Origin of the sequence: Anaerovibrio slackiae, from assembly GCF_009695585.1 — a bacterium.
GTDB classification, from domain to species: domain Bacteria; phylum Bacillota; class Negativicutes; order Selenomonadales; family Selenomonadaceae; genus Anaerovibrio; species Anaerovibrio slackiae.
Genome location: NZ_VUNR01000003.1, coordinates 1 through 22,773, shown reverse-complemented (window position 1 = coordinate 22,773; position 22,773 = coordinate 1). Strand labels below are relative to the sequence as shown.

The window sequence follows — 22,773 nt, the reverse complement described above, 5'->3', positions numbered from 1 at the left end:
CCTTTGTTGTACCTCGGTGCTTAACGATACGCGAGCCGTAGACGAAGCGTGAGTTTAGCATCCGCTAGGTACAACTAGGAGCGCGAGCGTGTTTTCTATGGGTAGCTGTCCCGCTCAGCCCATTTTTAATCTGAACAGAGTGCACAAACCCACAAAATTCATCCGTTAATGTTCCAGAAGTCTCGTACTTTCACGACGATAAACTGAAATTTACACAATACCAAACTTATGATATAATAACAACAGGGATTATTATAAAAATTCTAGGCGGTGAGTACAATGGGAGAAAAAGATATATCCCAGAAAAATTTTGCGTCCCATAATGATGTAGTAGCGGATATATTCAATGGCAGCCTATTTGATGGCGAAGAGTATATCAAGGCGGACAGCCTGGTAGATGCACAGCCATTCTCGCAGTACAAGGCAGATGATGGCGTGCTGCATGAGCAGGAGCGTGATGTTGCCAAGTATTGCGTGGATGCAAATTGTAGCTTACGTCTTGCCCTAATAGGTGTTGAAAATCAGATAGCCATTGACTTTGATATGCCATTACGCGTTATAGGCTATGACGGCATATCTTATCGTGATGAGATGAATCTTGATAAGATAGTGGTAGACGAGGCTACTGGCAAGAAACGCAGGATACGCCACAAGCGTTATCCTGTAATAACATTGGTTTTGTATTTTGGTGAAAAGCCGTGGAAGAAGCCGCTGTGCCTTTATGATGTGATTGATGTACCTGATAAGCTGAAGCCGTTCGTTAATGATTTCAAATTGAATATCATTGATGTGCCAAGACTGACGCCGGAACAGGTAAAAAAGTACAAGGGTGATTTTCAGATAATAGCTGATTATTTCGTTCAGCGCACCAGCGGAAAGGAATATATTCCGCCAGATAAGCCAATTCAGCATGTTGACAGCATGTTAAAGTTGATGTCTGTATTGACAAGAGATGAGCGTTATTCTGATTGGCTGGCTAATGATTCAGATACAAGGGAGGGAATCAAAATGTGTGATGTATTGGATAGAGTTGAAGCTCGTGGGGAAGCTCGTGGGGAAGCTCGTGGCGAGGCTCGTGGCAAAGCCATGGGTGAGGCTCATGGTAAAATCCTTGGAGCTCAAAGCACCTTGATAAATTTAGTAAAAAAGAATTTGTTATCTATTCGCGATGCAGCTAACGAAGCAGGTATGAGCGAAGAAGCCTTCCGGAAGCTGGCCGGAGTGGTGTGATTTTCAGTTGTGCAGCGGTTGGCAGTAGCAAGTTTCGTCAGCCTCCCGGCTCCCCCTTTTCAGGTTTGCTCGTAAAGTGAGATTGATTACCTTGGTAGCGTACAGCAGAATATAGTTGATAACTATGTGCATATCTGTTCAGACACAAAGAGGGACAGGTGCGGCATGTACCCAAAGAAAACCTTGAGTGCAGCCTCGCTTCTTAGCGAATGCGAGCGTAAGCGACGCAGGAGCTTAGAAGCGCGAGGCTGTGCTAAGAGCGAGAGCGAGTTTTCTATTGGTACTGCCGCTACCTGTCCCTTTATAATGTCTGAACAGAATCCACGAAATATCAAACTACATCATCAGTATATGCACAAAGTAACGAATAACCACTACGACAAACTGAAATTTACTTTTCAAGTGCCAAAATAGCCTGCACAGCCAATGCACATTCCAGCCTCTTTTTCTGAATAGCGCAGCCCATATCATACGGGATGCGGATATCCTCGTTAAAGAGGTCAGCATTTGCATGGCAACCGCCGCTGCAGAAGAATCTTGCCCAGCAGTCAACGCACTTCGGCTTGTTCAGCACATGGGACTGGCGGAAATACTGCGGCAGTTCCTGATTCTGCACGCCGCTGAACACATCCCCCAGCCTGTAGCGGTCACGGCCCACAAACTGATGGCAAGGATACAAATCACCATTGGCTGCCACCGCATAATACTCATGGCCTGCACCGCAGCCGGAAAGCCTCTTGGCCACGCACGGGCCATTGGACAAATCCATATTGAAGTGGAAGAAGAAGAACCCCTTGCCTTCCCTGTGCCGCTTGAGATAAAACTCCGTCAGCCTGTCATACTCGGCATAAATCTCCGGCAGCATATCCTCCGTCAGGGCATAAGGAGAATCCTTCAGCACCACCGGCTCCATGGAAAGGATGTCAAAGCCGGCATCTGCCATAGCCTCCACATCTTTGGTAAAATCAAGGTTGCAGGCTGTATAGGTGCCACGCATGTAATAATTCTCATCATTCCTTGAGTCAACGCACTTGCGGAAGTTGGCCATGACCTTATCATAAGTAGGGTTGCCACCGGCATCAGGCCGCATATTGTCATGGGTTTCCCGGCGGCCATCCGTGCTGAGCACCAGGCTGATGTTGTTGTCGTTCAGCCACTGGATATTGGCATCGTTCAATGCCAGCCCATTGGTAGTCAGGGTAAGCTTGAAGACCTTGCCGGTTTCCCTTTCCCGCTTTCTCACATACTCGGTCACATGCTTTACCAGGGGCATGTTGATGAGGGGCTCGCCCCCGAAGAAATCAATCTCGCAGTGCTTTCTAGGGCCGCTGTGGTCAATGATATAATCCACCGCCGCCTGGCCTACCTCCTTGCTCATCATCTGCCGCTCACCGCCGTACTCGCCGGTATCCCCGAAGCAGTATTTGCAGCGCATGTTGCAGTCATGAGCCGTCATCAGGCACAGGGACTTCACCAGCCCCTTGGCCTTGAAGGTAGGCGGCACATCAATGTCCGGGGCAAACAGCTGCTGAATCTCCATCAGGTGATGCAGCTCTCCCAGAGCCTCCTGCACATCACCTGCAGGGTACATGCCGTCCATGGCCTTCTGCACCTCGGCATCGTTCTCCCCGTCAAAATAGTCCATCATGTCATAAATCATCTTATCCACCACATGCACGGCACCGCTGTTCACATCCAGCAGGATATACATGCCGTTCTGCACGAACTTGTGGATTTTCTTCTGCATTTCCTTGTTCATCCATTCTCTCCTATAAACTGCAAATTATCATAAAACAATCAGCAAAAGCTATACACCAAGGCTGATTGTGCTAACGCGAAAAAAGGCTCCCTTTTGGCAGGGAGCCCAATCTCTAAATGTTATTTCTTGCTCTCGCAAACCTGGTTGCCTACAGTGCAGGAAGTCTTGCAAGCGGACTGGCAGGATGCCTGGCACTCGCCGCAGCCGCCGGAATTCTTGGTCAGCTGCAAAGAAGGCTGATTAACAGTCTGAATGTGTTTCATAAAAAGAAACCTCCTTCATCAAATAAAAAATCTAACTCTATTTTACCTTTTTTGCCATTTATATGCAAGCCCCTGTGCCTGGGTTGCCGGCATTAAAATAAAATTAACCGGCAGATTGGAAGCCCCCGGCGGTGAAAACTCAAAGCGCAGCTTCTGCTCCGCCCCATAGGAGCCAAGGCTTGCCAGCTCGCTGGAAAAATAAATATAATCCGTATCTTCCGTAGGCGGGAAGCGGTGACTGGTAAAATCATCAATCCTCACGTTGCCGAAATACAGCTGGTTCTGCGGCACAGACAGCATAAACCTATGCCTGTCAGCCATATCCTGCACGGACATGGCACCGGCATAGACGCCACCCAGCGGCTGCAGGATATACTGCACATCCCCGGTGCCCTTCACCGGCACTTGCAGCTCGTACATGATACCATAGTTGCCATAATTCTGGGTTTCGCTGCCATCAGTGGCATCAATGCCGTAGCGGTACACATCCCGGTCATTGTCCGCCAGGGGTATGAACACTGCGCCATCCTGCTGGGGATTGTACGCCTTCTCCGCCCGGATGATGCGGTTCATGCCCTTGTAAGTGCCCCGCAGGCGATGCTCGTCCTTGGGCAGCACCTTGGCCTTTTTCATGAAATCAATCGGATTTTCCCCTGCCGGATACATGATGACAGACAGCCTTACGGGCCCGTCAGCGGTAAAATCGTAGATGCCGTTGACCAGCTGCCCCGGCCTGACAACAGTTTCCGTCATCTTATTGCTCAAAATCGCCTTGCGGTTGGGAAACACAAATACATTCCTGTTGACCTTGCTCTCCATGTATGCCTGCTGGGTGGTCTTGCCTACCCACAAATAGTTGTCGCTAGGTGCGCTGAGAGCCTCACGGTTCACATTCAGGATTGCAGTGTACTTGCCCTCATTCTCCAGCACCACAGCAATCTTCTTGTTCTGCCGCGTGTTGTTCAGGTGATAATAAAAAATCCTGCCGGCACCTGTCACCACATCGGAGTAGAGGATGCCGTCCTGCTCCACATACTCCGGGCTGTCAGAAAACAGCAGGGTGCCGCCGCCATCCTCCACCGTCACCGGCCAGCGCTTCAGAATCTGGGGGCTGTCCTGATTCTTTACCTGCCAGTCCACTTCCTCCATGGGATGCCATGACTCTGGTACCCGGTTGCTGTACTTGGGATGCAGACCGTCCACGTTCATATTGACAGCCAGCTCCGTCACCTGTCCCTCGCCATGGACAGGCTTCATGCCAGCCTCTGCAACGGCATTATTGGCAATTTCTGCATTAGCCTCCGCAACCACCTGCTGATGCACTTCAGCACCGGCATCCACGCCGCCATGCTGACGCGCTTCCGCCATAGACACGCCTGCCAGCATTACCGCTGCCAGACCTGCCGACAAAATTTTTCTCTGCAAATTCATCTTCTCTCCCAACACTCCTGTAAAATAATCCATAAAACCTTAACAAAAAACAAAATTAAACAGCCTTAAATTTTATGCTGTGCTATGCCCAGCTGGGCAAAAATCCTGCCCTTTATAAGCCGCCACTTAAATTCCTCAATCCCAAAGGACGGATGAGGGATATTTATCCTTTGCAGCTGGTAGGTATCCGTGTCCAGGGTATTCAGCCCCGCGTCCCCGGTCACTGCCGCCAGATACTCCTCCTCCTTCAGCATATCCCTCAGCTCCGTAGTATACTTGCCGTTAGGATAGGACAGGGTATAAATAGTGTCAACACCGTTCCACTCCATCAGAAGCTTGGACAGCTTGACCTCATTTCTGGCAGTCTCCATGTCCATCTCCGTCAGGGGCAGATGGTTTGCCGTATGGCTGCCAATCTCGATGCCCCGGTGCTGCATGTCCTTCAGCTGCTCCCAGGAAAGATATTTGTCCCTGCCGATGCTGTTGGCCACCATGAAGACAGTAGCCTTCATGCCCCGTGCCTCCAGAATGGGCAAAAGCTCCGTATAGTTGCTCTCATAGCCGTCATCAAAGGTCAGGATGACAGGCTTATCCGGCAGCTCCTGCAAGCCCTTCTTCGCCCTGAGAAAATCCCGGATGGAAATAGTGGTATAACCCTGCTCCTGCAAATAATCCAGCTGCTGCTGGAAATCCTCCACCGGCACATTGTACTCGTAAGCATCCTTGGGCTCCTCCGCCTGCACCATGTGGTACTCAAGGATAGGAAAGCCCTCCGGCTCAGGCTGCGCCAGCAGGTACTGCAATCCGCCATAGCCAGCCAGCAGCACTGCTGCCAGGGTTCCCAGCCCCCATTTCAGATATTTTTTCACGCTATTACCTCTTTTGCCTAAAATCACATATCACATGCAGCTAAAAACATCTCTGCCTTACAAAAAATCCTGCAGCCTTTTCAGCCGGTTGTTCACTGCTGCCCGGCTGATGCCCAGCATCTCCCCCAGCTCCGCCAGAGAAGCGTCCATGTTGTCCATTCGCGCCCTGGCTGCCGCCAGAAGCTTCGGTGGAAGCTTTTCCAGCCTGCCGGACTCCTGCAGCTGCCGGATGCATTCCGCCTGTGCCACTGCCGCGCTTACTGTCTTTTGCAGGTTGGCAGTCTCGCAGTTCACCAGCCGGTTCACCTGATTGCGGACCTCTTTCAGGTTTCTGGCCACCGCCAGCTCATCTGCCGCCTTCACCGCTCCCAGCATGGCCAATAGATCCATGATTTCCTCCCCGTCCTTGAGATAAATCTGGTAGCTGCCCTTCCTGTCCGTAAAGCCTACAGGAAAATCCATATTCCTCAAAATCCTGACAATGGTATGGGCAAAGGCGTAGCTGTCAGCCACAAATTCCAGATGGGACTGAGCCTCCGGCCTGTTCACCGTGCCGCCTCCCAGGAATGCTCCCCGGAGATATGCCTTGCGGCAGCACTGCTTCCTGAGAAGCCCCTTGTCCCTGCCCACAGCCCCTTCCTCGGAGCCCAGCATTCCCAGGGATTCCATCAGGGGACGAACATGGGGAGAGGGCGCCACCCGCAAAAGATAGCTGTTATTCTTTTTCAGCCGCTTGGAACGGCTCACCGTAACCTCCGGCTGAACCTGGCCGGTGGCCTTCAACAGCTGCAGTACCCGGCGTGCCACCGCCGCATTCTCCGTGACAAAATTCAGTCCCAGAGCCATCCGTGCTCCTATAGTCATGGAAGCACCCATGCGCAAAAGAGCTGCCAGCTCCGCGCTCTGGCAGCATTTTCTCCTGACCGCCCCATGGGCAAGCTCGTTTTTTACCTCGGTAGCAAATGACGGCATCTTCTACTCACAACCTCGCAATCGCTTTATGCTCACAGGTTCCTATACGCTACGCCCCGGTTTTACGGGGCCGCCTCTCCCGTGCCCAGCATGTTTTATACCATCACATGGTTTCGTACACCACCTGCATGACGCTTTCCGCCAGCTTCTTGGGGTCATGGTGTATGGCATCATGAGCCGTAATCAGGTCTGCCTTGATGACGCCCACGCCCAGTGCCTTCAGCACATCCTCATCCACGATAACAGGGTAGGCCCCTGCCTCCGCATACTTTTTCTTCAAATCCTCCGGCACTGGGGTAGAGTTGACAATCACATAGTCCACCGCATTGCGCCCGGCATGGTCCAGTATGGCCTTGACATGCATGGAAGCAGTATAGCCGTCGGTCTCTCCCGGCTGGGTCATCACGTTGCAGATATAAATCTTCACCGCCTTGCTGCGGCACAGGGCATCACCGATGCCCTCCACCAGAAGGTTCGGCATGATGCTGGTGTAGAGGCTGCCCGGCCCCAGCACGATTGCCTCCGCATCACGCAGGGCATCCAGGGAGGACTGCACCGCCTCCACATGCTCAGGGAACAGCTTGACACGATGAATTTTCTTGTGCGCCTCCGGAATTTTGGACTCGCCGCAGACTATGGAGCCATCCTCCATGATAGCATCCAGCCGCACAAATTCCTTGCTGGCAGGCAGCACCCTGCCCTTCACCGCCAGTACCTTGGAGGACTCCTTCAGTGCCGTCTCCACATCCCCTGTCACCTGCGCCATAGCCGCAATGAACAGGTTGCCGAAGCTGTGGCCGGACAGCTGGCTGTCACCCTCGAAGCGGTGCTGGAAAAGCTTTTCCATCAGGGGCTCCGTATCCGCCAATGCCACCAGGCAGTTCCTGAGGTCACCTGGCGGAATCATGCCCAGCTCCTCCCGGAGCCTGCCGGATGAGCCGCCGTCATCAGCTACCGTAACTACTGCCGTAACGTTGGAGGTAGCCTGCTTGATGCCCCGGAGCAGCACGGACAGGCCGTGGCCGCCGCCCACCACCGTAATGGCAGGCCCCTTGCCCAGCTTCCGCTTCTCATAAATCAAATCCACCAGCTTTTCTGATGAATTGGCCGGCAGCAGCACAGTGATAACCGAGCGGATCACGAAGCGGGCCGCCACCAGCATCACGCCAAAGCCCAGCAGCACCATCAGCATGCCCACCAGGGCTGTAAAGGTATAATCATAGCTGCCAGACCACAGATAGACAGCCTTGAAAATAGCCTCCTCAATATTATCAATATACTTGTAGTTAAAAACCACCGCAATTCCCAGGCTGGCAAGCATTACGCCCCCTGCAAACAGAAGCAGCCAGCGCTTGAACCTCATGCCGGGATACAGCCATTTTAACAAGTGCATTTATGACACTCCCTTAAACTTCTTCCCTCACATGCTCCCAGACCTCGTTTTTCATCAGGTCACGGTGCTCCAGCTTCACCTGGCAGCCCTTGTCCTTCAAAAGCTGGTAGATGTGGTTGGCAATAAACACAGAGCGGTGCATGCCGCCGGTACAGCCTGCCGCAATCACCAGCTGTGCCTTGCCTTCCTTCTCATACTGAGGAATGAGGAAATTCACCAGATTATCGAGATGCTGCTTGAATTCCCTGGTCACCGGCCACTGGTCGATATAGGCAGCCACATCCGGCACGGAGCCGCTCTTGTGGCGCATGGACTCCACATAGAAAGGATTTGGCAAAAAGCGCACATCAAAGACCAGGTCGGCATCCAACGGCATCCCAAACTTGAAACCGAAGGAAATCACATTGATATTCATCTTTTCTCCTACCCGCGGGGCAAAGAGCTTCAGAATCTTTTCCTTCAGGTCAATCTTCTTCAGTTCAGAGGTATCCACGATGTAGGTGGCCTTGTTGCGCACCTGCACCAGCCGCTCACGCTCCTTGGCCACGCCCTCGCTGATGCGGGAGCTAGGTGCCATAGGATGGCGGCGGCGGGTTTCCTTGTACCGGCGGATAATGGCAGCATCCGAGGCATCCATAAAGAGCAGCACATACTGCTGATTGTCCCTGTCCATGTCCTCCAGCACATGAATAAAGGTATCAAAGAACTCCCGGCTCCTGGTGTCCACCACCAGCACCACCTTGCTGACGCTGCCGCCGGACTGCTGGCACAGCTCCGCAAACTTTGGAATAAACACCGGGGGCAGGTTGTCCACCACAAAATAGCCTATGTCCTCAAGATAGCGGCAGGCCTGTGTCTTGCCGCTGCCGGACATGCCAGTAACGATGATAAACTCACAGCAGTTTTCCTTGCTTTTTTCTTTTTCCATACAAACCTCCGGAAAATCACATGCAGAAGCGCTCCAATGCCTCTGCTACGCCATCGTGCTCATTGTCCGTTACCATGTAACGGGCTGCCGCCCTTGCCTCATCGTTGGCATTGCCCATGGCAACGCTGATGGCAACAGATGTCAGCATGCTTACATCGTTGCTGGAGTCGCCGATAGCCAGCACCTGCTCAGACGGGATTTCCAGAATCTCCGCCAGCTTGGCAATGGCTGTTGCCTTGTTTACCCCGGGCTTGATCAGCTCCACATAGGTCGGAGAAGACTTCATGGCATCAATACGGCCGCCGAACTTCCGGCGCACCAGCTCCACTGCTGCATCAGCTTCCTCCGGGGTGCTGCCCATAATCAGCATCTTCGGCACATGATAGGTGTACTTGTAGATATCCTCCCCTACGGCATTGCCCGGCACGCCGCACATCTTCTGATAATACTGGGCATGCTCGTCATTTTCCTTGAAGTACAGCTTATCCTCGCTGTAGAGATGGATGTAGAGCTCCTGCTCCCTGGCAAAGTCCAGCAGGTCCTTCACCAGGTCCTCCTCCAGATAGGAAGCGTACAGCTCCTTGCCGGAAGCTGTCTTAATGAGGGCGCCGTTATAGGTAATAATCGGCACATCCAGCTCCAGCTCCTGGGCATAAGGCAGGGTGGAAGCATACATGCGGCCGGTAGCAATGGTAAATACCACCCCGGCCTCCACAGCCCTCTTGATAGCGTGCTTATTTCCCCTGGAAATCTTGTGCTCGCTGTTCAGGAGGGTGCCATCCATATCTGTAACAAATAATTTTGCTTTCATGAGTAAGTCTCCTTTTTATCTTAAAAAATGTATTAGTACGCTAATGCATACAATCAATTATCGGCTATCAATTACGGGCTGAAGGTGACAGTCACGCTCTGGCCGGACTTGATTTCGGCACCTGCCGGAATGCTCTGGCTCCTGGCCAGTCCGTTGCCCTGCACATCGATGCCCAGCCCCAGCTCTGCCAGCTTCTGGGAAACATCCCTGATGCTCATGCCAGTCAGGTCAGGCATCCTGACCTTGCCATCACTGGCAGCAGGTGCAGGCTTGGCAGCAGCTGCTTCCCTATCCTTGTTCATATCCGCAAAGGTATCACTGGAAGGGCTGATGTGCATGAACCGCAGCAGCTGGGAGAAAATATCCCTTGCCACAGGCGCTGCAATCTGTCCGCCATAGAATGCCCCTGCCGATGGGTCATCGATTACCACCAGCACTACTATCTCCGGGTTCTCCACCGGGGCAAAGCCGCAGAAGGAAGCAATGTACCGCCCCTCCATGTAGCCGCTGGTATGCTCGTTGATTTTCTGTGCCGTACCGGTCTTGCCGGCAATGCGGTATCCCTTCACTGCCGCCTTGGAACCGCCGCCGGTGGCAACCACCTGCTCCAGCAGCCCCATCAGCGTCTTGTCCGTGGCTGAGTCAATCACCCGGCGCACTTCCTCCCTGCCGTACTCCTTGTATACGGAGCCGTCCGCATTGGTAATCTGCTTGATGATGTGAGGCTTCAGCAGCACACCATCATTGGCCACTGCTGACATGGCTGTTACCAGCTGCAGAGGCGTCACGGCAATACTCTGGCCGATGGCCATGGTAGCCACATCAGAGTTTACCATATCCTTGGGATTGGCAAACAGGATGCCTGACTCCTCCCCGGGCAGCTCAATACCTGTGGCCTTGCCAAAACCGAATTTCTCAGCATACTCGTTCAGCTTTTCGCCTCCCAGCCACAGACCGATCTGGGCAAAGCAGGTATTGATGGAATTTTTTACAATATCCGTAAAGGTGACATTGCCAAAGCTCTCACCGTTCCAGTTCTGGATGCGCTTCTCCGAAACATCGATATGCCCCGGGTCATAAAAGGTCATGTTAGGAGCTACTACCCCTTCCTGCAAAGCCGTGCCTGCCACCATTGCCTTGAAGGTGGAGCCAGGCTCATAAACAGAGGAAATTGCCCTGTTGCGCCACGCCTCGGCATTTGCCTGCCAGAACTTGTTAGGATTATAGCTTGGACGGGAAGCCATGGCAAGCACATCACCTGTCTTCGGGTCCATCACCACTGCCGTTACCGCCTTTGGCTTATTGTCAGCCATGGCCTTGTCCAGTGCCTGTTCTACAATAAACTGCATGGTGCTGTCAATAGTCAGGGTGATGCTCTTGGAATTGTCCCCCTTGTAGCGCTGCTGCGCCGCCGAAAAGATAGAATCAAAAATCGGCCTGCCCCGCATGTCGATAATCAGGTCCGCTTCCTGAGCCTCCCCCTTCAAGAGCTCATCCGCATACTGCTCCATGCCGGCAAGGCCCTTGTCATCGGTGCCGATAAAGCCCAGCACATTGGCTGCCAGCATATCGTTGGGATAGTATCTCTTTACCTCGTCATGGAGCTCAAGGCATTCATACTCGTTATCCTCCTTCAGCTCCTTGATGGCATTTTCCTCATCCACCTCCAGGCGCCTCTTGACATACACAAAGACGCCCCCGGTATCTATATCCTCACTGATTTCCTCAGGCTTCAGCTTCAGAATCTCCGACAGCTGTGCCACAAGGTTGTCCCTGTCCTCCGGCTTCACCTTGCTGGGATTGATGACCAGGGACTTTGCCATACGGCTGATAGCAAGCTCCCTGCCATTCCTGTCCAGGATTTTGCCCCGGGGCGACTGCCGCGCCCTGTTTTCCTCCGCAATGGTCATTGCCCGCTCCGCCAGCTCGTCACCATCCACCAGCTGCAGCCAGGCAAACCGCACTAGCAAAAGGCCGAAGCAGCCCCAGATAATCAGCAGCAGCCAGCTGATTCTGAGCTGCACATTGTGCCGTTGCTTCTTCATCTATTATATCACTCCAAATAATAACTTATATCCTGCCCTTCCATTTTACACTATATCTTGTTAAAAGCAAAAATTTTTTATAGCAAAACGATTTACAAATTATTTACCTAGCTGATATAATATGATTAAGAATGGCGGTGATGATTTTATGGACGCTACAGACAAGCGAATTTTAAAGAGATTGCAGGAAAATGCCCGCGTTACTGTTTCCGTGCTGAGCCAGGAGATTTCCCTGTCCATGCCGGCCATCAGCGAAAGGCTGAAGAAGCTGGAAAATACCGGCGTGGTGCAGCAGTATACGGCAATCCTCAATCCTGCCCTGGTGGACAAGCACCTGATGGCATTTATTTATATCAGCTTTGACAATCCAAGCAATGGTGACAAATTCCGCGAGTTTATCGCCAGCGAGATGGATGTAAAGGAGTGCTTCTACATCACGGGGGATTATGATTATGCCCTGAAGATTATTACCAAGAGCACCAAGACCCTTGAGAAGCTTCTTACCCGCATCAAGAATCAGGATGGCATCGTCAAGACGGAGACCATCGTAGTCCTGTCCACCATTACGGACAGGCCGTCCATCGAGCTGGAATAAGGCTGCCCGGAGTGGCAGGCTGCACAGCCTGAAAGCTATGGCTGCAAGCCTAAAAAACGGCATAAAGCTATGGGGCCGCTGCCTCGGACCTTCCCCGTGGGGAGATTTGAGACAGCAGCCCCATTTTTATTGCCATTCATTGTACCGGAATGGATAAATTCCGAGGCAAATCCGCTACCAATGGTATTTTTCTCCCCGGTTAATCTTGAAAGCACGGTAAACCTGCTCCACTAAAAGGAGCCTCACCATCTGGTGAGTAAAGGTCATGGGGGAAAAGCTCAGCCGGAAATCCGCCGCCTGGCGCACTTCCTCAGAGAGCCCGAAGGCTCCGCCTATCAAAAAGGCAATGCTGCTCCTGCCGGAGAGCCCCAGCTGCCGGATTTTGTCCGCCAGCTCCTCGGAAGATGCCTGCTTGCCGTACACATCCAGCACAAAGAGATAGCTGCCCTCCGGCACCTGGCGCAAAAGGCGCTGGCCTTCCTGCTGCAGCACCTGCTTCTTTTCCGCCTCCGAAGGGTTGTCCTTCATCTTTTCCTCATTGATTTCCACTATTTTTACCGTGGCAAAGGGCGTCAGCCGCTTCAGGAACTCATTGATGCCGGCGGTCAGGTACTTTTCCTTGATTTTCCCTGCCGCCACAATGGTTATTTTCATGAAGCTGCCTCCATGACCACATCAACAGTTACCGTGCTGCCATCTCTGTCCAGCTTTACCTTGACGGTATCACCAACCTTGGCAGCCAGCACAGCATTGCGCACATCGCCTACCCGGTTGGTCTCCTTGTCACCTACGGACAGGATCACATCACCCCGGCGGATGCCGGCCTTGTAGGCAGGGCCGTTTACGGTAACATTCTCCACATACACGCCCTTATCCACATTCAGGATGTAGCCGTACCGCCCGGCAGTCTCCTTGTCAAAGATGCCAACCCCCAGATACGGACGTGTTACCTTGCCGTCATCCATCAGGTCATCCACAATTTCGCGCACTGTATTGATAGGGATGGCAAAGCCCATGCCCTCAACGCCGCTGCGGGCAATCTTGGCTGAGTTGATGCCGATGACCTTGCCGTCAGCATTTACCAGGGCACCGCCGGAGTTGCCCGGATTGATGGCGGCATCAGTCTGAATCACCTTGATTACCCTGTCATCCAGCTCCAGGGAACGGTTCAAGGCACTGATGACGCCGCTGGTAACGCTGCCCTGAAACTCCAGCCCCATAGGATTGCCGATGGCAATGGCAGGCTCCCCTACCATGATATCATCAGAATTGCCGAACTCCGCCGCCGGCAAATCATTGGCATCCACCTTGACCACGGCCAGGTCGGTCAGCTCATCAGCCCCCACCAGCTTGCCGGACAGGGAACGCCCGTCAGACAGGGAAACAATGATTTCCTTGGCACCGCTGATAACGTGGTTGTTGGTGACAATATAGCCATCCTTGCGGAAGATGACGCCGGAACCGGCACCCTCCACCTGCACAGGATTGTTGAACCAGTCCCTGGCCACCGCCTTGTTGGTAATGCCCACCACGGCAGGCCCCACCGCCTTGGCAGCCCGCACCACCGGCGTATTTCTTGCATCAGATACCTCGCTGCTGGCAACGGCAGCCGGTATGCCATTGCCGCTCTCCTGCTGCTGGCCAGCCTGGCTGTTGCTGCAGCCGCCCAAAAGCACCGTTGCAGCCACCAGCACTCCTGCCACGCCGGAAAGGCATTTTTGCGTAAAATTCCTGCGATAATTCATAATCCTTCTCCTCCTGCAAAATACGAAAATACAAAATTCTGTCTTATAGCAAGTCATGCACAAAATCATGCATTAAAGCTGTACGCATGTACACTGATTCTGGTCGGTCAGATACAGCTCCACATCATTGATGCCCTGCTGGCTGAAAACCGCCTGCACCGTCTCCCTGGCCAGCTCCGGCCGGTTGTTGGACTCGCTGAGATGTGCCAGCAGTAGCTTTCTTGGCCGCTGCCTGAGCCCTGCCACTGCCAGTGCCGCATCCCTGTTGGACAGGTGCCCCCTGGCACCCAGGATGCGCTTTTTCAGGCTGTAGGGGTAGCTGCCGTTTTTCAGCATTTCCACATCGTGATTGGTTTCCAGCACCATCACCCTGGCACCCTCCAGCATCTCCTGCAGGCTGCTGTCCACAAAGCCCATATCCGTGGCTACAACGCAGCGGCTGCTGCCCTGCACCACATAGCCTACGGGATTGGCCGCATCGTGTGGAATATCAAAGGCCCTGACCGTCACCCTGTCCAGGCGCACCCGGTCAATGATGGGGTTGATGCATTCAATGGGCAGTTCCCGGTAGCAGCTCATGGCGCGAAAGGTCTCAGGGCGGCTGTACACCTGCACCCCGTACTTTTTCGTCAGCGTCACCAGGCCACTGATATGGTCTCCGTGCTCATGGGTGATGAATACCCCGTCCAGCTCCTCCACCCTCTGGCCGATGCCCTCCAGCTCCTGCCGGATGCGCCTGGCACTGATGCCGGCATCTATCAAAAGCTTCTTGCCATCCAGTTCAATAAACGTGGCATTTCCCTTGCTGCCACTGGCCAACACAGCCACCTGCATATAATATCCTCACTCCTATAAATCACACTTCAGTATAGAAAATAATACTGGAAAATATATGTAAAGTCAAAGTATCCCTCAAGTTTTCTTTGCTTTATTTCCGTTGCTTCATATCCTCCTGATAGAGATTGTGAAATTTTGTTCAGAAAGACATTTGACAACTTGCATTTTTCGATTTTTTTATTTGATTGCAATTAATACGAAATCATACCCATATCACCATACCATTTCCGTAATCAGTAGACTTTTTAATTCAAATATCGTGAAATTAATTTGAAATAATATACAATTTCCACTTGACTTGTATAACCATTTGTGCTATCCTTATACCAAGATAAGTTTACAGCTTGAATATTTAGTATGTAGCTTACCACCTGCAGCGGCTGTTTTTTTCCAACGCCATTTCTCAGCCGCAGCAGTTAAGGTGATGTATTCCCTATAGTACATCCCTATAGTCAATCCCTTTCAGCCCTCAGGCATCTTGGCTGAGGGTATTTTTTTGCTCAAAAATCGGCATGCCGCAGCCACACAGCTACAGCATGCCGATTTTTATTTCTCCAATGGCTTTAAGTTACGAAAGCTCTTTAATGCCTGTCCTTGCGCCCCAGCTTCTTGCGGCACTCAGGGCATCTGCCGAAAAAGTACAGCTGCCGCCCGGTGAGCTCGTAGCCGCTCTTGGCAGAAACAGTGTCCAGCAGAAATTCATCACCTATATCAAATACATCGTCCACCCTGTTGCATGACACACATCTGATATGTGGATGGCTCACCGTCTCAGCATCATAGCGGTAGCTGTCCTCCCCCACATTCAGCACCTGCACCAGCCCCAGCTCGGAAAAAATATCCATAGCCTTGTAGACAGTTGCCAGGCTCATGGTCGGATAGTCCGGCTGCAGCATGCTGTAAAGCATCTCAGCGTTGGGATGATTATACGCCTTTGACAAGGCCTCGTACACTGCCAGACGCTGGGGTGTCACTTTGAAGCCATTTTCCCGAAGTATACGGGTTACGCTCTGCATTTCTAACATAATAACTCCTCCACACCACACCTGCGGATAACAACATTGATAATTATTATCCATTTAGAAAAATTACTATATAAAATAATTTTACATTATGCTGGCAATTATGTCAATCTGCTTTGAATTATGTTATAATGACAAAAATCATAATTTTAGGAGAATGAATATGCTGATTGAAAATATTAATTCCGTAATTGCCGGGGAACTGAAGGTGCGCAGGGCACAGGTTGATGCCGCCGTACAGCTTCTGGATGATGGCAATACCGTGCCTTTTATCGCCCGGTACAGAAAGGAAGCCACCGGCGAGCTGGAAGACGAGCAGCTGCGCACTATTGAGGAACGGCTTACCTACCTGCGAAACTTCGTCAAGAGACAGGAGGAAATCATTGCCAAAATCCACGAGCAGGGCAAGCTGACCGATGAGCTGAAGGCCGCCATCGAAAAAACCTCCAAGCTGCAGGAGCTGGAAGACATTTACCTCCCATACAAGCAGAAAAAGCGCACCCGGGCCCAGAAGGCGAAGGAAAAGGGCCTGGAGCCCCTGGCCAGCCGCATCCTCTTGCAGCAGGATACCAAGGGCACGCCGGAGGCAATCGCCGCAGAATTTATCAACCCTGAGCTGGAAGTAAATTCTGCCGGGGACGCCCTGGCAGGAGCCATGGATATTATTGCCGAGATGATATCGGAAAATCCACAGCTGCGCCAGAAGCTTCGGGACACCATGCAAAGTTCTTCCCTGTTGTCTGCCAGCCTGCCGGAGGACAAGGAAAACACCGAGGAGGGCAGGGTATTTCTCATGTACAAGGAATACCAGGAGCCTGTCCGCACCCTGCCCCCTCACCGCATTCTCGCCATCAACCGGGGGGAGCGGCTGGACTGCCTGAAGGTAAAAATCGAAACAGACGAGGAAAAAATCCTGCGGCTGATTGAAAAGGAATACCTGCGTGGCAATTCCATTTTTAAAGAGCTCATCAAAGAAACCTGTGCCGACAGCTGGAAACGGCTGATCGAGCCATCCCTGGAGCGTGAGCTGCGCTCCGGGCTGACAGAGGCTGCGGAAAAACAGGCCATCAGCATCTTCGGCACCAACCTGAAGCAGCTACTGCTGCAGGCCCCGCTGGCAGGCTATACCGTCATGGGGCTGGACCCTGGCTACCGCACCGGCTGCAAGATGGCCGTCATTGATGCTACAGGCCAGGTAATAGACCACGGCGTACTCTATATAACCCACGGTGAGAAAGGCGCAGCAGAAGCTGCCAGAAAAGCCCTGGCCCTCATCCAAAAGCACAATGTCACCCTGATTTCCATCGGCAACGGTACCGCCTCCCTGGAAACAGAGGAATTTGCGGCAAAACTCATCAAGGACAACGGCCTGAATGTAAATTACATCATCACCAACGAAGCCGGCGCCTCCGTTTATTCGGCTTCCGCCCTTGCCAAGGAAGAACTGCCGGAATATGATGTAACTATCCGCGGCGCAGTCTCCATTGCCCGACGGGTGCAGGACCCTCTGGCTGAACTGGTAAAGATTGACCCGAAGGCCATCGGCGTTGGGCAGTACCAGCACGATGTAAACCAAAAGCAGCTGGCAGATACCCTGGACCAGACTATCGAAACAGCCGTCAATCATGTGGGCGTTGAGCTGAACACGGCTTCCCAGGCACTCCTGAAGCATGTGGCAGGCATCAACGCCACCGTAGCCAAAAATATCGTTGCCTACCGCAATGCCAACGGTGCTTTCAAAAGCCGCAGGGAACTTCTGAAGGTGGCCAGGCTTGGCAATGCCGCCTTTACCCAGTGCGCAGGCTTCCTGCGCATCAGCGGTGCCCTGTCGCCCCTGGATAACACCCCGGTACATCCGGAATCCTATCCCCTGGCGGAAAAAATTTTGGCACGTTTTGATATGCAGCCAAAGGATTTGAACGACAAGGCAAAGCTGGCCCTGCTGCAGGCCAAGCTGAAGCTGGTGCAGCCTGACAAGCTTGCAGCCGAGCTTTCTGCCGGTGTGCCGACTGTAAAAGATATCCTTGAGGCCCTTGCCAAGCCGGGCAGGGATCCCCGGGAGGATTTGCCTGCACCGCTGACGAGAAAAGCCATTGTGAAGCTTTCCGATATCCAGCCGGGCACCATTATGCGGGGCACTGTCCGCAACATTACCGACTTCGGCGTGTTTGTGGATATCGGCATCAAGCAGGCGGGGCTTATCCATATCTCCGAACTGAGCCACAGGCATGTAAAACATCCCCTGGATGTGGTCTCCGTGGGGGACATCCTTACGGTCATGGTCATCAGCGTGGACGAGGCAAGGGGCCGTATCGGGCTGAGCCTGAAACAGGTTCCCGCAGAGGCTGCTGTATAAAAGGCAAAACCGCTGCACTAAGCAAGATTGGCAGGGCAGCTGAATAATAGATAGCACTGCCGTGAAATGCGGCACAGGACATTGCATTGAAAGGGGTAGATTATATTGTCAAAAAAGAGCAAGCTGCGCAAGGCATCCAAAGGGTACATAAAAGTAACTGATTCCAACAACAAGACATTTACCATTTCCCAGGAAGAAATCATGGCAAAAATGCGCGAAATGGGCTATGAAAGACTCATCAAGGAAGTAGTCTGCAAGACCGTCAAGCCTGTCAAGCAGAAGGATGCCGATGAGTACGCCCAGATCATAGACAGATGGATGCCGCCGGAGCACGGCATCGGTGCGCTACGGGAGCTTGCCAAGCGTTATGTGGCAGTAGTGGGCATGCCCCTGAAAACCATGCGGACGCCTTTGACTGCCATTTTCTGTGCCGACCATGGCGTGGCGGAGGAAAATGTCAGTGCTTATCCGCCGGAAACCACTCTGCACATGGCAACCAATTACGTTATTTCCAAGGGTGGGGCTGCCAATGCCTTTGCCAATTTTACCCAGGCATCCCTGGGTGTATTTGATGTAGGCATCAATGGGGATACCAGCCAGCTGCCTATTGACAGCACCATGAAGCTGGGCTACGGCACCCAGAATGCCGCCAAGGGCCCGGCTATGACCAGGGAGCAGGCGGCAGCCTCCGTCATGGCAGGCATCGCTGTGGCCAGCCAGGCAGCAAAGCATGATTTCACCGTCCTGCTGCCTGGGGAAATGGGCATTTCCAACACCACTGCCAGCGCCGCCATCACTGCCGTTATGTGCGGCATCAGCCCTGAGCTGGCTACCGGCAGGGGCACCAATATCTCCGACCAGCGGCTGCAGACGAAAATCGCCACGGTCAAAAAGATGCTGGAAGTAAATCAGCCTGATGCCTCTGATCCTTTTGACGTGCTTGCCAAGGTAGGCGGCTTCGAGCTGGGTGCTATTGCCGGACTGATTATCGGCGGTGCCAGCAGCGGCATGCTGACCATCCTGGACGGCTTCAACACCGGTGCAGCCGCCCTGATTGCTGCCGCCATCTGCCCGGCTGTGAAGGACTACATGGCAGCCTCCCACATCGGCGGCGAGCCGGGGCACAAATATGTGCTGGACAAGCTGGGGCTGACACCTATTATGAAGCTGGATTTGAAGCTGGGCGAGGCCATAGGCTCCTCCCTGGTGGCAGACCTGCTGGTCAAGACCATGATTTCCACCGCCAACCTGACAAAGTCTGACGAGATAAAGATGACCTTCATGGACAAGATGAACTGGCACAGCATCCCGGATGACTCCGTAACCCTGACGGACAAGACCTTTGATTACTATACCAAGACCATGCCGGAGCTGGACAAGGAAGCCATGGAGGCATGCCAGTCACGGCTGGACAACCTGGCAAAGCCAATCTACAGCCTGGGTGCCCTGGAAAAAATCGCAGCCCAGCTAAGCGGCATTATGGGCGAGGAACTGCCAGATACCGATACAGCCCGTGCACTGCTGCTGTTCGGCCTGGACAAGCTCAGCCATCAGGAGGTCAGGGCCGGGGCGGAAAAACGCCTGCCGGAATCCATCAAGCAGTGGATCAAGGCTGGCGGCGAACTGACGCCTCACATGCTTTATAACTGCCCTGACTACATGGCAAACCCGGCTGACTGGGAAGGATACGATGATAAAAATCAGGCTTATACCTTTGAGCAGGCATCCCTGATTCAGGGCTTTGCCCAGGCAACGGGAGTAACCCTCCAGTCCTCCCACCTGTTCCTGGGACACACCCAGATGGATGCCTTTGAGTACGGACGGCTGCAGGGCGAAAAGCTTGCCCTGAAGAACGGCATACTGGGTGTAAGCATGATTGATGGCAGGCCTGAGAATATTGAGGCTATTGCCCATGCCCTTTTGAATGAGGATGGCAGCCTGCGCTATGATACTACAAGCTTTTTATCCCATCTGACGGAAAATCAGCAGCTACTGGTTTCTGCCACCATGGGTGCCATGCTGGCAGCAGCCCACAATCACACCCTGGTAGTGCTGGACAACGAGGCTACTGTGGCTGTGGCACGCTATGTGGTTACCATGCTGCCTGAGCTGGAGCAGTTCCTGCTGCCGGTGCAGCCTAACCTTTACCAGATGGGTATCAAGGCATCCGGCGTTACTGCCATTGCCGGTATCAGCCTGGTGCTGGCTTCCCTGCACATGCTGAACGACATGAAGACCTTCAGCGAGGCGCAGGTAGCTGTGGCAAATGACGGACCTGGCAAGGGAAAGCAGGTAAATTAAGCCCTGCTAAATTTTTTAGAAATCTATAGTTGTAAAAAAAGTGCAGGAGCCCGCCAGACGGCGGCTCCTGCACTTTTTTGCATCGCATTAATACATCCACAAATTCATACATTCATACATTAATGCGTCATTCTGCTATATTCTGCTATATTCTACTGTAGTTTTTTACTGCCATGATGCCCTTTGGCTGCGGTACAGCTGCATAGATGCTCCTGATATCCCGATAAAGCTGCTCCTTGCGCTCCGCCGGGGTTTCAGGTCTGCGCCATTCCTCGTACATGGCGTGGGTTGCCCGGTTGGCGGCCAGAGTCTGCTGGGAATGAATCTGCATTTCAAAATGCACGCCCTGAGCATTGACAATATCAAGATGGATTGCCTTGTAGCGCCCATTGGGATTGAGATACTTGTTGTCTACCTTTTCCAATACATACCCCTTTGCCTTAAGCAGAGCAATGGTTTTACTGGTCATGGCTGCCATCCGGTCATGAGGCACAATCTGGGTATAGCGTATCAGATCGCCTGTCTCCTGCACATACTCCACATCGCTTTTCGGCAGTTTTCCCTGCCTGATGGCGGTATCGGTCTTGCGCTCTATCTTGCTCTTGATACTGCTGGCAGTCTTTACTGAGTATTCCAGCCCCTCCATGGAAGTTCCCAGCTCATCGGCTATTTCCAGCATATCCATAGTAATGGCAGGCTCGCTGGCCCTGGCAATGTCGTATGCTATCTGAGCCTGAGTCCCGCAGCCTGTAAGCAGATAGTCGCGATCTGACATGCTGCCGGAAATTACCACCTGCCCGGCACTGTTCCTATATGGAATGCCGCCAAGGCGCATCTTGTCCAAAGTGGAGGTAAAGGCACTTTCCCCACGTGCCATTGCATTGGCAACAGCTGCAGCCGTGCAATTGTCAATGCTGCAGCTCAAAGTTGACCAGGTAACAGCCGCCGCTATCAATAGCATGCGCCCCTTGCTCAGCTTGTTCAGCCGTGTTACCCTGGCAATCTTGTGTAAGTCCATCTATATCCCCCCTTACTTATAATATTATAGCAAGAACAGGTGAAAAGATTCTGTAAATTCAGTCGCAGCACCTTGTGGACTTGCATGTATTCATGTATTCCAATGGGGGGAGATAATATTTCAATAAGTGAGAAAGCATTTCTCCAATGGGGGGAGAGGCGATGCCAATGCAGGCACGCTCGCGCTACTATCCACGCCTAGCGGATGCTAAGCTCTCGCTTCGCCTTCGGCTCGCGAATTGCTAAGCACCGAGGCGCGGCTCAGTGCCCTGCATTGGCACCGCCATCTCCCCCCATCACTTCCCTGCCAACATTTACTATCCTGCAATAGCAACCTGCCTCCCCCTTCATAGCCCCCAACCATACGAAAAAATTGAAAAGGAGAGCCGGAAAGCTGACGAAACCTGCAACTGCCATCAATTATGCAAGCCTCCACGCTCTTACTAGTAGAAATCCTTGCATAAATGCTGGCAGTCCCAATTTTCGTCAGCTATCAGCTCCTATTGACGGGTAGATGCAAGCCCCATGTTATGTAATATGTAGCGTATATTTTGCAGCGTTGATTATTCTGCTGTATCTGTTCAGACAAGAAGAGGACAGGTGTGGCATGTACCCATAGAAAACCTTGAGTGCAGCCTCGCTTCTTAGCGAGTGCGAGCGTAAGCGATGCAGGAGCTTAGAAGCGCGAGGCTGTGCTAAGAGCGAGAGCGAGTTTTATATGGGTACTGCCGCTACCTGTCCATTTATAATGTCTGAACAGAGTCCACGAAGTAACAAAACAAAAAAAGAGGCTACCTTGCAGTAACCTCTCTTGCTCTAACCGGCAACTTCCTATCCTCCCAGCTCGTCTCCAAGCAAGTACTTTCGGCGTTTATGTGCTTAACTACTGTGTTCGGAATGGGAACAGGTGGAGCCACATAGCCATCATCACCGGATTATTCAATTGACTGTACCATGTACAATCAAAACTAAACAGAAACAAGTCCTGAACTGACGAATCATCTTAGGGTTTGTAATTAAGCCCTCGACTTATTAGTATTGGTCCGCTTCACATGTTGCCACGCTTCCACTCCCAACCTATCTACCTTGTCGTCTTCAAGGAGTCTTACCAGATTGCTCTGTGAGAGATCTCATCTCAAGGCAGGCTTCACGCTTAGATGCTTTCAGCGTTTATCCCTTCCGGACGCAGCTACCCAGCT

At 52.5% G+C, this 22,773-nt stretch carries 19 protein-coding genes and 2 rRNA genes; 4 read left to right on the top strand and 17 right to left on the bottom strand.

Features of this window, described 5'->3' with window-relative positions; genetic code table 11:
• Positions 1-279 precede the first annotated feature (279 nt).
• Entirely contained in the window at positions 280-1,230 is a 951-nt protein-coding gene (locus tag FYJ84_RS01990; protein ID WP_154405626.1) for an Rpn family recombination-promoting nuclease/putative transposase, read from the top strand.
• 391 nt (positions 1,231-1,621) lie between these two features.
• Here the strand turns inward: FYJ84_RS01990 and scfB are convergent, their stop codons facing one another.
• The 9 genes from scfB to FYJ84_RS01945 all read right to left on the bottom strand — a co-directional run bounded on the left by scfB (position 1,622) and on the right by FYJ84_RS01945 (position 11,701).
• On the bottom strand, positions 1,622-2,977 hold the full coding sequence (gene scfB / locus FYJ84_RS01985) for a thioether cross-link-forming SCIFF peptide maturase (RefSeq protein WP_154405863.1): 1,356 nt from the start codon (positions 2,975-2,977) through the stop codon (positions 1,622-1,624).
• A gap of 131 nt (positions 2,978-3,108) precedes the next feature.
• Positions 3,109-3,252, bottom strand: a complete 144-nt coding sequence (gene scfA / locus FYJ84_RS01980) for a six-cysteine ranthipeptide SCIFF (RefSeq protein WP_154405624.1) — start codon at positions 3,250-3,252, stop codon at positions 3,109-3,111.
• Positions 3,253-3,294: 42 nt separating this feature from the next.
• Entirely contained in the window at positions 3,295-4,677 is a 1,383-nt protein-coding gene (locus FYJ84_RS01975; protein ID WP_154405622.1) for a copper amine oxidase, read from the bottom strand.
• A 71-nt stretch (positions 4,678-4,748) separates the two neighbouring features.
• On the bottom strand, positions 4,749-5,552 hold the full coding sequence (locus FYJ84_RS01970; protein WP_328596307.1) for a polysaccharide deacetylase family protein: 804 nt from the start codon (positions 5,550-5,552) through the stop codon (positions 4,749-4,751).
• A 57-nt stretch (positions 5,553-5,609) separates the two neighbouring features.
• The gene (gene whiA, locus FYJ84_RS01965) at positions 5,610-6,524 is read right to left on the bottom strand and encodes a DNA-binding protein WhiA (protein WP_154405620.1); all 915 of its coding nucleotides are present in this window, start codon (positions 6,522-6,524) and stop codon (positions 5,610-5,612) included.
• Positions 6,525-6,627: 103 nt separating this feature from the next.
• On the bottom strand, positions 6,628-7,917 hold the full coding sequence (locus FYJ84_RS01960; RefSeq protein WP_154405618.1) for a gluconeogenesis factor YvcK family protein: 1,290 nt from the start codon (positions 7,915-7,917) through the stop codon (positions 6,628-6,630).
• Positions 7,918-7,930: 13 nt separating this feature from the next.
• Entirely contained in the window at positions 7,931-8,845 is a 915-nt protein-coding gene (rapZ, locus tag FYJ84_RS01955) for an RNase adapter RapZ (protein WP_154405616.1), read from the bottom strand.
• Positions 8,846-8,861: 16 nt separating this feature from the next.
• On the bottom strand, positions 8,862-9,656 hold the full coding sequence (locus tag FYJ84_RS01950; protein ID WP_154405614.1) for a Cof-type HAD-IIB family hydrolase: 795 nt from the start codon (positions 9,654-9,656) through the stop codon (positions 8,862-8,864).
• Positions 9,657-9,727: 71 nt separating this feature from the next.
• On the bottom strand, positions 9,728-11,701 hold the full coding sequence (locus tag FYJ84_RS01945; protein ID WP_154405612.1) for a penicillin-binding protein: 1,974 nt from the start codon (positions 11,699-11,701) through the stop codon (positions 9,728-9,730).
• Between the two features lie 121 nt (positions 11,702-11,822).
• Between FYJ84_RS01945 and FYJ84_RS01940 the strand changes: the two genes are divergently transcribed.
• Positions 11,823-12,296, top strand: coding sequence for an Lrp/AsnC family transcriptional regulator (locus tag FYJ84_RS01940; RefSeq protein ID WP_235901310.1), 474 nt, complete (start codon positions 11,823-11,825; stop codon positions 12,294-12,296).
• A 174-nt stretch (positions 12,297-12,470) separates the two neighbouring features.
• Here the strand turns inward: FYJ84_RS01940 and rlmH are convergent, their stop codons facing one another.
• The 4 genes from rlmH to FYJ84_RS01920 form a co-directional block, all read right to left on the bottom strand.
• Positions 12,471-12,950 (bottom strand): 23S rRNA (pseudouridine(1915)-N(3))-methyltransferase RlmH, encoded by a 480-nt coding sequence (rlmH, locus tag FYJ84_RS01935; RefSeq protein ID WP_154405610.1) that lies wholly within the window; start codon positions 12,948-12,950, stop codon positions 12,471-12,473.
• A complete protein-coding gene (locus tag FYJ84_RS01930) occupies positions 12,947-14,041 on the bottom strand; it encodes a S1C family serine protease (protein ID WP_154405608.1) in 1,095 nt (364 codons plus the stop codon). The genes rlmH and FYJ84_RS01930 overlap by 4 nt, the downstream gene beginning before the upstream one ends.
• A gap of 72 nt (positions 14,042-14,113) precedes the next feature.
• Positions 14,114-14,875 (bottom strand): MBL fold metallo-hydrolase, encoded by a 762-nt coding sequence (locus tag FYJ84_RS01925; protein ID WP_154405606.1) that lies wholly within the window; start codon positions 14,873-14,875, stop codon positions 14,114-14,116.
• 584 nt (positions 14,876-15,459) lie between these two features.
• A complete protein-coding gene (locus tag FYJ84_RS01920; protein ID WP_154405604.1) occupies positions 15,460-15,903 on the bottom strand; it encodes a Fur family transcriptional regulator in 444 nt (147 codons plus the stop codon).
• A gap of 160 nt (positions 15,904-16,063) precedes the next feature.
• Here FYJ84_RS01920 and FYJ84_RS01915 point away from each other — a divergent pair, with 160 nt between their 5' ends.
• On the top strand, positions 16,064-18,256 hold the full coding sequence (locus tag FYJ84_RS01915; RefSeq protein ID WP_154405602.1) for a Tex family protein: 2,193 nt from the start codon (positions 16,064-16,066) through the stop codon (positions 18,254-18,256).
• A 105-nt stretch (positions 18,257-18,361) separates the two neighbouring features.
• On the top strand, positions 18,362-20,557 hold the full coding sequence (locus tag FYJ84_RS01910) for a nicotinate-nucleotide--dimethylbenzimidazole phosphoribosyltransferase (RefSeq protein WP_154405600.1): 2,196 nt from the start codon (positions 18,362-18,364) through the stop codon (positions 20,555-20,557).
• A gap of 145 nt (positions 20,558-20,702) precedes the next feature.
• Here FYJ84_RS01910 and FYJ84_RS01905 read toward each other — a convergent pair whose 3' ends face one another.
• From FYJ84_RS01905 to FYJ84_RS01890, 4 genes are all read right to left on the bottom strand, one after another.
• A complete protein-coding gene (locus FYJ84_RS01905; protein WP_154405598.1) occupies positions 20,703-21,575 on the bottom strand; it encodes a hypothetical protein in 873 nt (290 codons plus the stop codon).
• 260 nt (positions 21,576-21,835) lie between these two features.
• On the bottom strand, positions 21,836-21,991 hold the full coding sequence (locus FYJ84_RS01900; RefSeq protein WP_154405595.1) for a hypothetical protein: 156 nt from the start codon (positions 21,989-21,991) through the stop codon (positions 21,836-21,838).
• A gap of 401 nt (positions 21,992-22,392) precedes the next feature.
• A 5S ribosomal RNA gene (gene rrf, locus FYJ84_RS01895) occupies positions 22,393-22,509 on the bottom strand.
• A gap of 77 nt (positions 22,510-22,586) precedes the next feature.
• A 23S ribosomal RNA gene (locus tag FYJ84_RS01890) occupies positions 22,587-22,773 on the bottom strand; the annotation flags it as partial.

Coding starts and splice junctions, on each gene's coding strand:
- rapZ (WP_154405616.1), bottom strand. CDS start 8,845: ATGGAAAAAGAAAAAAGCAAGGAAAACTGCTGTGAGTTTATCATCGTT.
- FYJ84_RS01900 (WP_154405595.1), bottom strand. CDS start 21,991: ATGGCAGTTGCAGGTTTCGTCAGCTTTCCGGCTCTCCTTTTCAATTTT.
- FYJ84_RS01925 (WP_154405606.1), bottom strand. CDS start 14,875: ATGCAGGTGGCTGTGTTGGCCAGTGGCAGCAAGGGAAATGCCACGTTT.
- FYJ84_RS01930 (WP_154405608.1), bottom strand. CDS start 14,041: ATGAATTATCGCAGGAATTTTACGCAAAAATGCCTTTCCGGCGTGGCA.
- FYJ84_RS01950 (WP_154405614.1), bottom strand. CDS start 9,656: ATGAAAGCAAAATTATTTGTTACAGATATGGATGGCACCCTCCTGAAC.
- FYJ84_RS01915 (WP_154405602.1), top strand. CDS start 16,064: ATGCTGATTGAAAATATTAATTCCGTAATTGCCGGGGAACTGAAGGTG.
- scfB (WP_154405863.1), bottom strand. CDS start 2,977: ATGCAGAAGAAAATCCACAAGTTCGTGCAGAACGGCATGTATATCCTG.
- FYJ84_RS01905 (WP_154405598.1), bottom strand. CDS start 21,575: ATGGACTTACACAAGATTGCCAGGGTAACACGGCTGAACAAGCTGAGC.
- FYJ84_RS01920 (WP_154405604.1), bottom strand. CDS start 15,903: ATGTTAGAAATGCAGAGCGTAACCCGTATACTTCGGGAAAATGGCTTC.
- FYJ84_RS01940 (WP_235901310.1), top strand. CDS start 11,823: ATGATTAAGAATGGCGGTGATGATTTTATGGACGCTACAGACAAGCGA.
- scfA (WP_154405624.1), bottom strand. CDS start 3,252: ATGAAACACATTCAGACTGTTAATCAGCCTTCTTTGCAGCTGACCAAG.
- whiA (WP_154405620.1), bottom strand. CDS start 6,524: ATGCCGTCATTTGCTACCGAGGTAAAAAACGAGCTTGCCCATGGGGCG.
- rlmH (WP_154405610.1), bottom strand. CDS start 12,950: ATGAAAATAACCATTGTGGCGGCAGGGAAAATCAAGGAAAAGTACCTG.
- FYJ84_RS01990 (WP_154405626.1), top strand. CDS start 280: ATGGGAGAAAAAGATATATCCCAGAAAAATTTTGCGTCCCATAATGAT.
- FYJ84_RS01960 (WP_154405618.1), bottom strand. CDS start 7,917: ATGCACTTGTTAAAATGGCTGTATCCCGGCATGAGGTTCAAGCGCTGG.
- FYJ84_RS01945 (WP_154405612.1), bottom strand. CDS start 11,701: ATGAAGAAGCAACGGCACAATGTGCAGCTCAGAATCAGCTGGCTGCTG.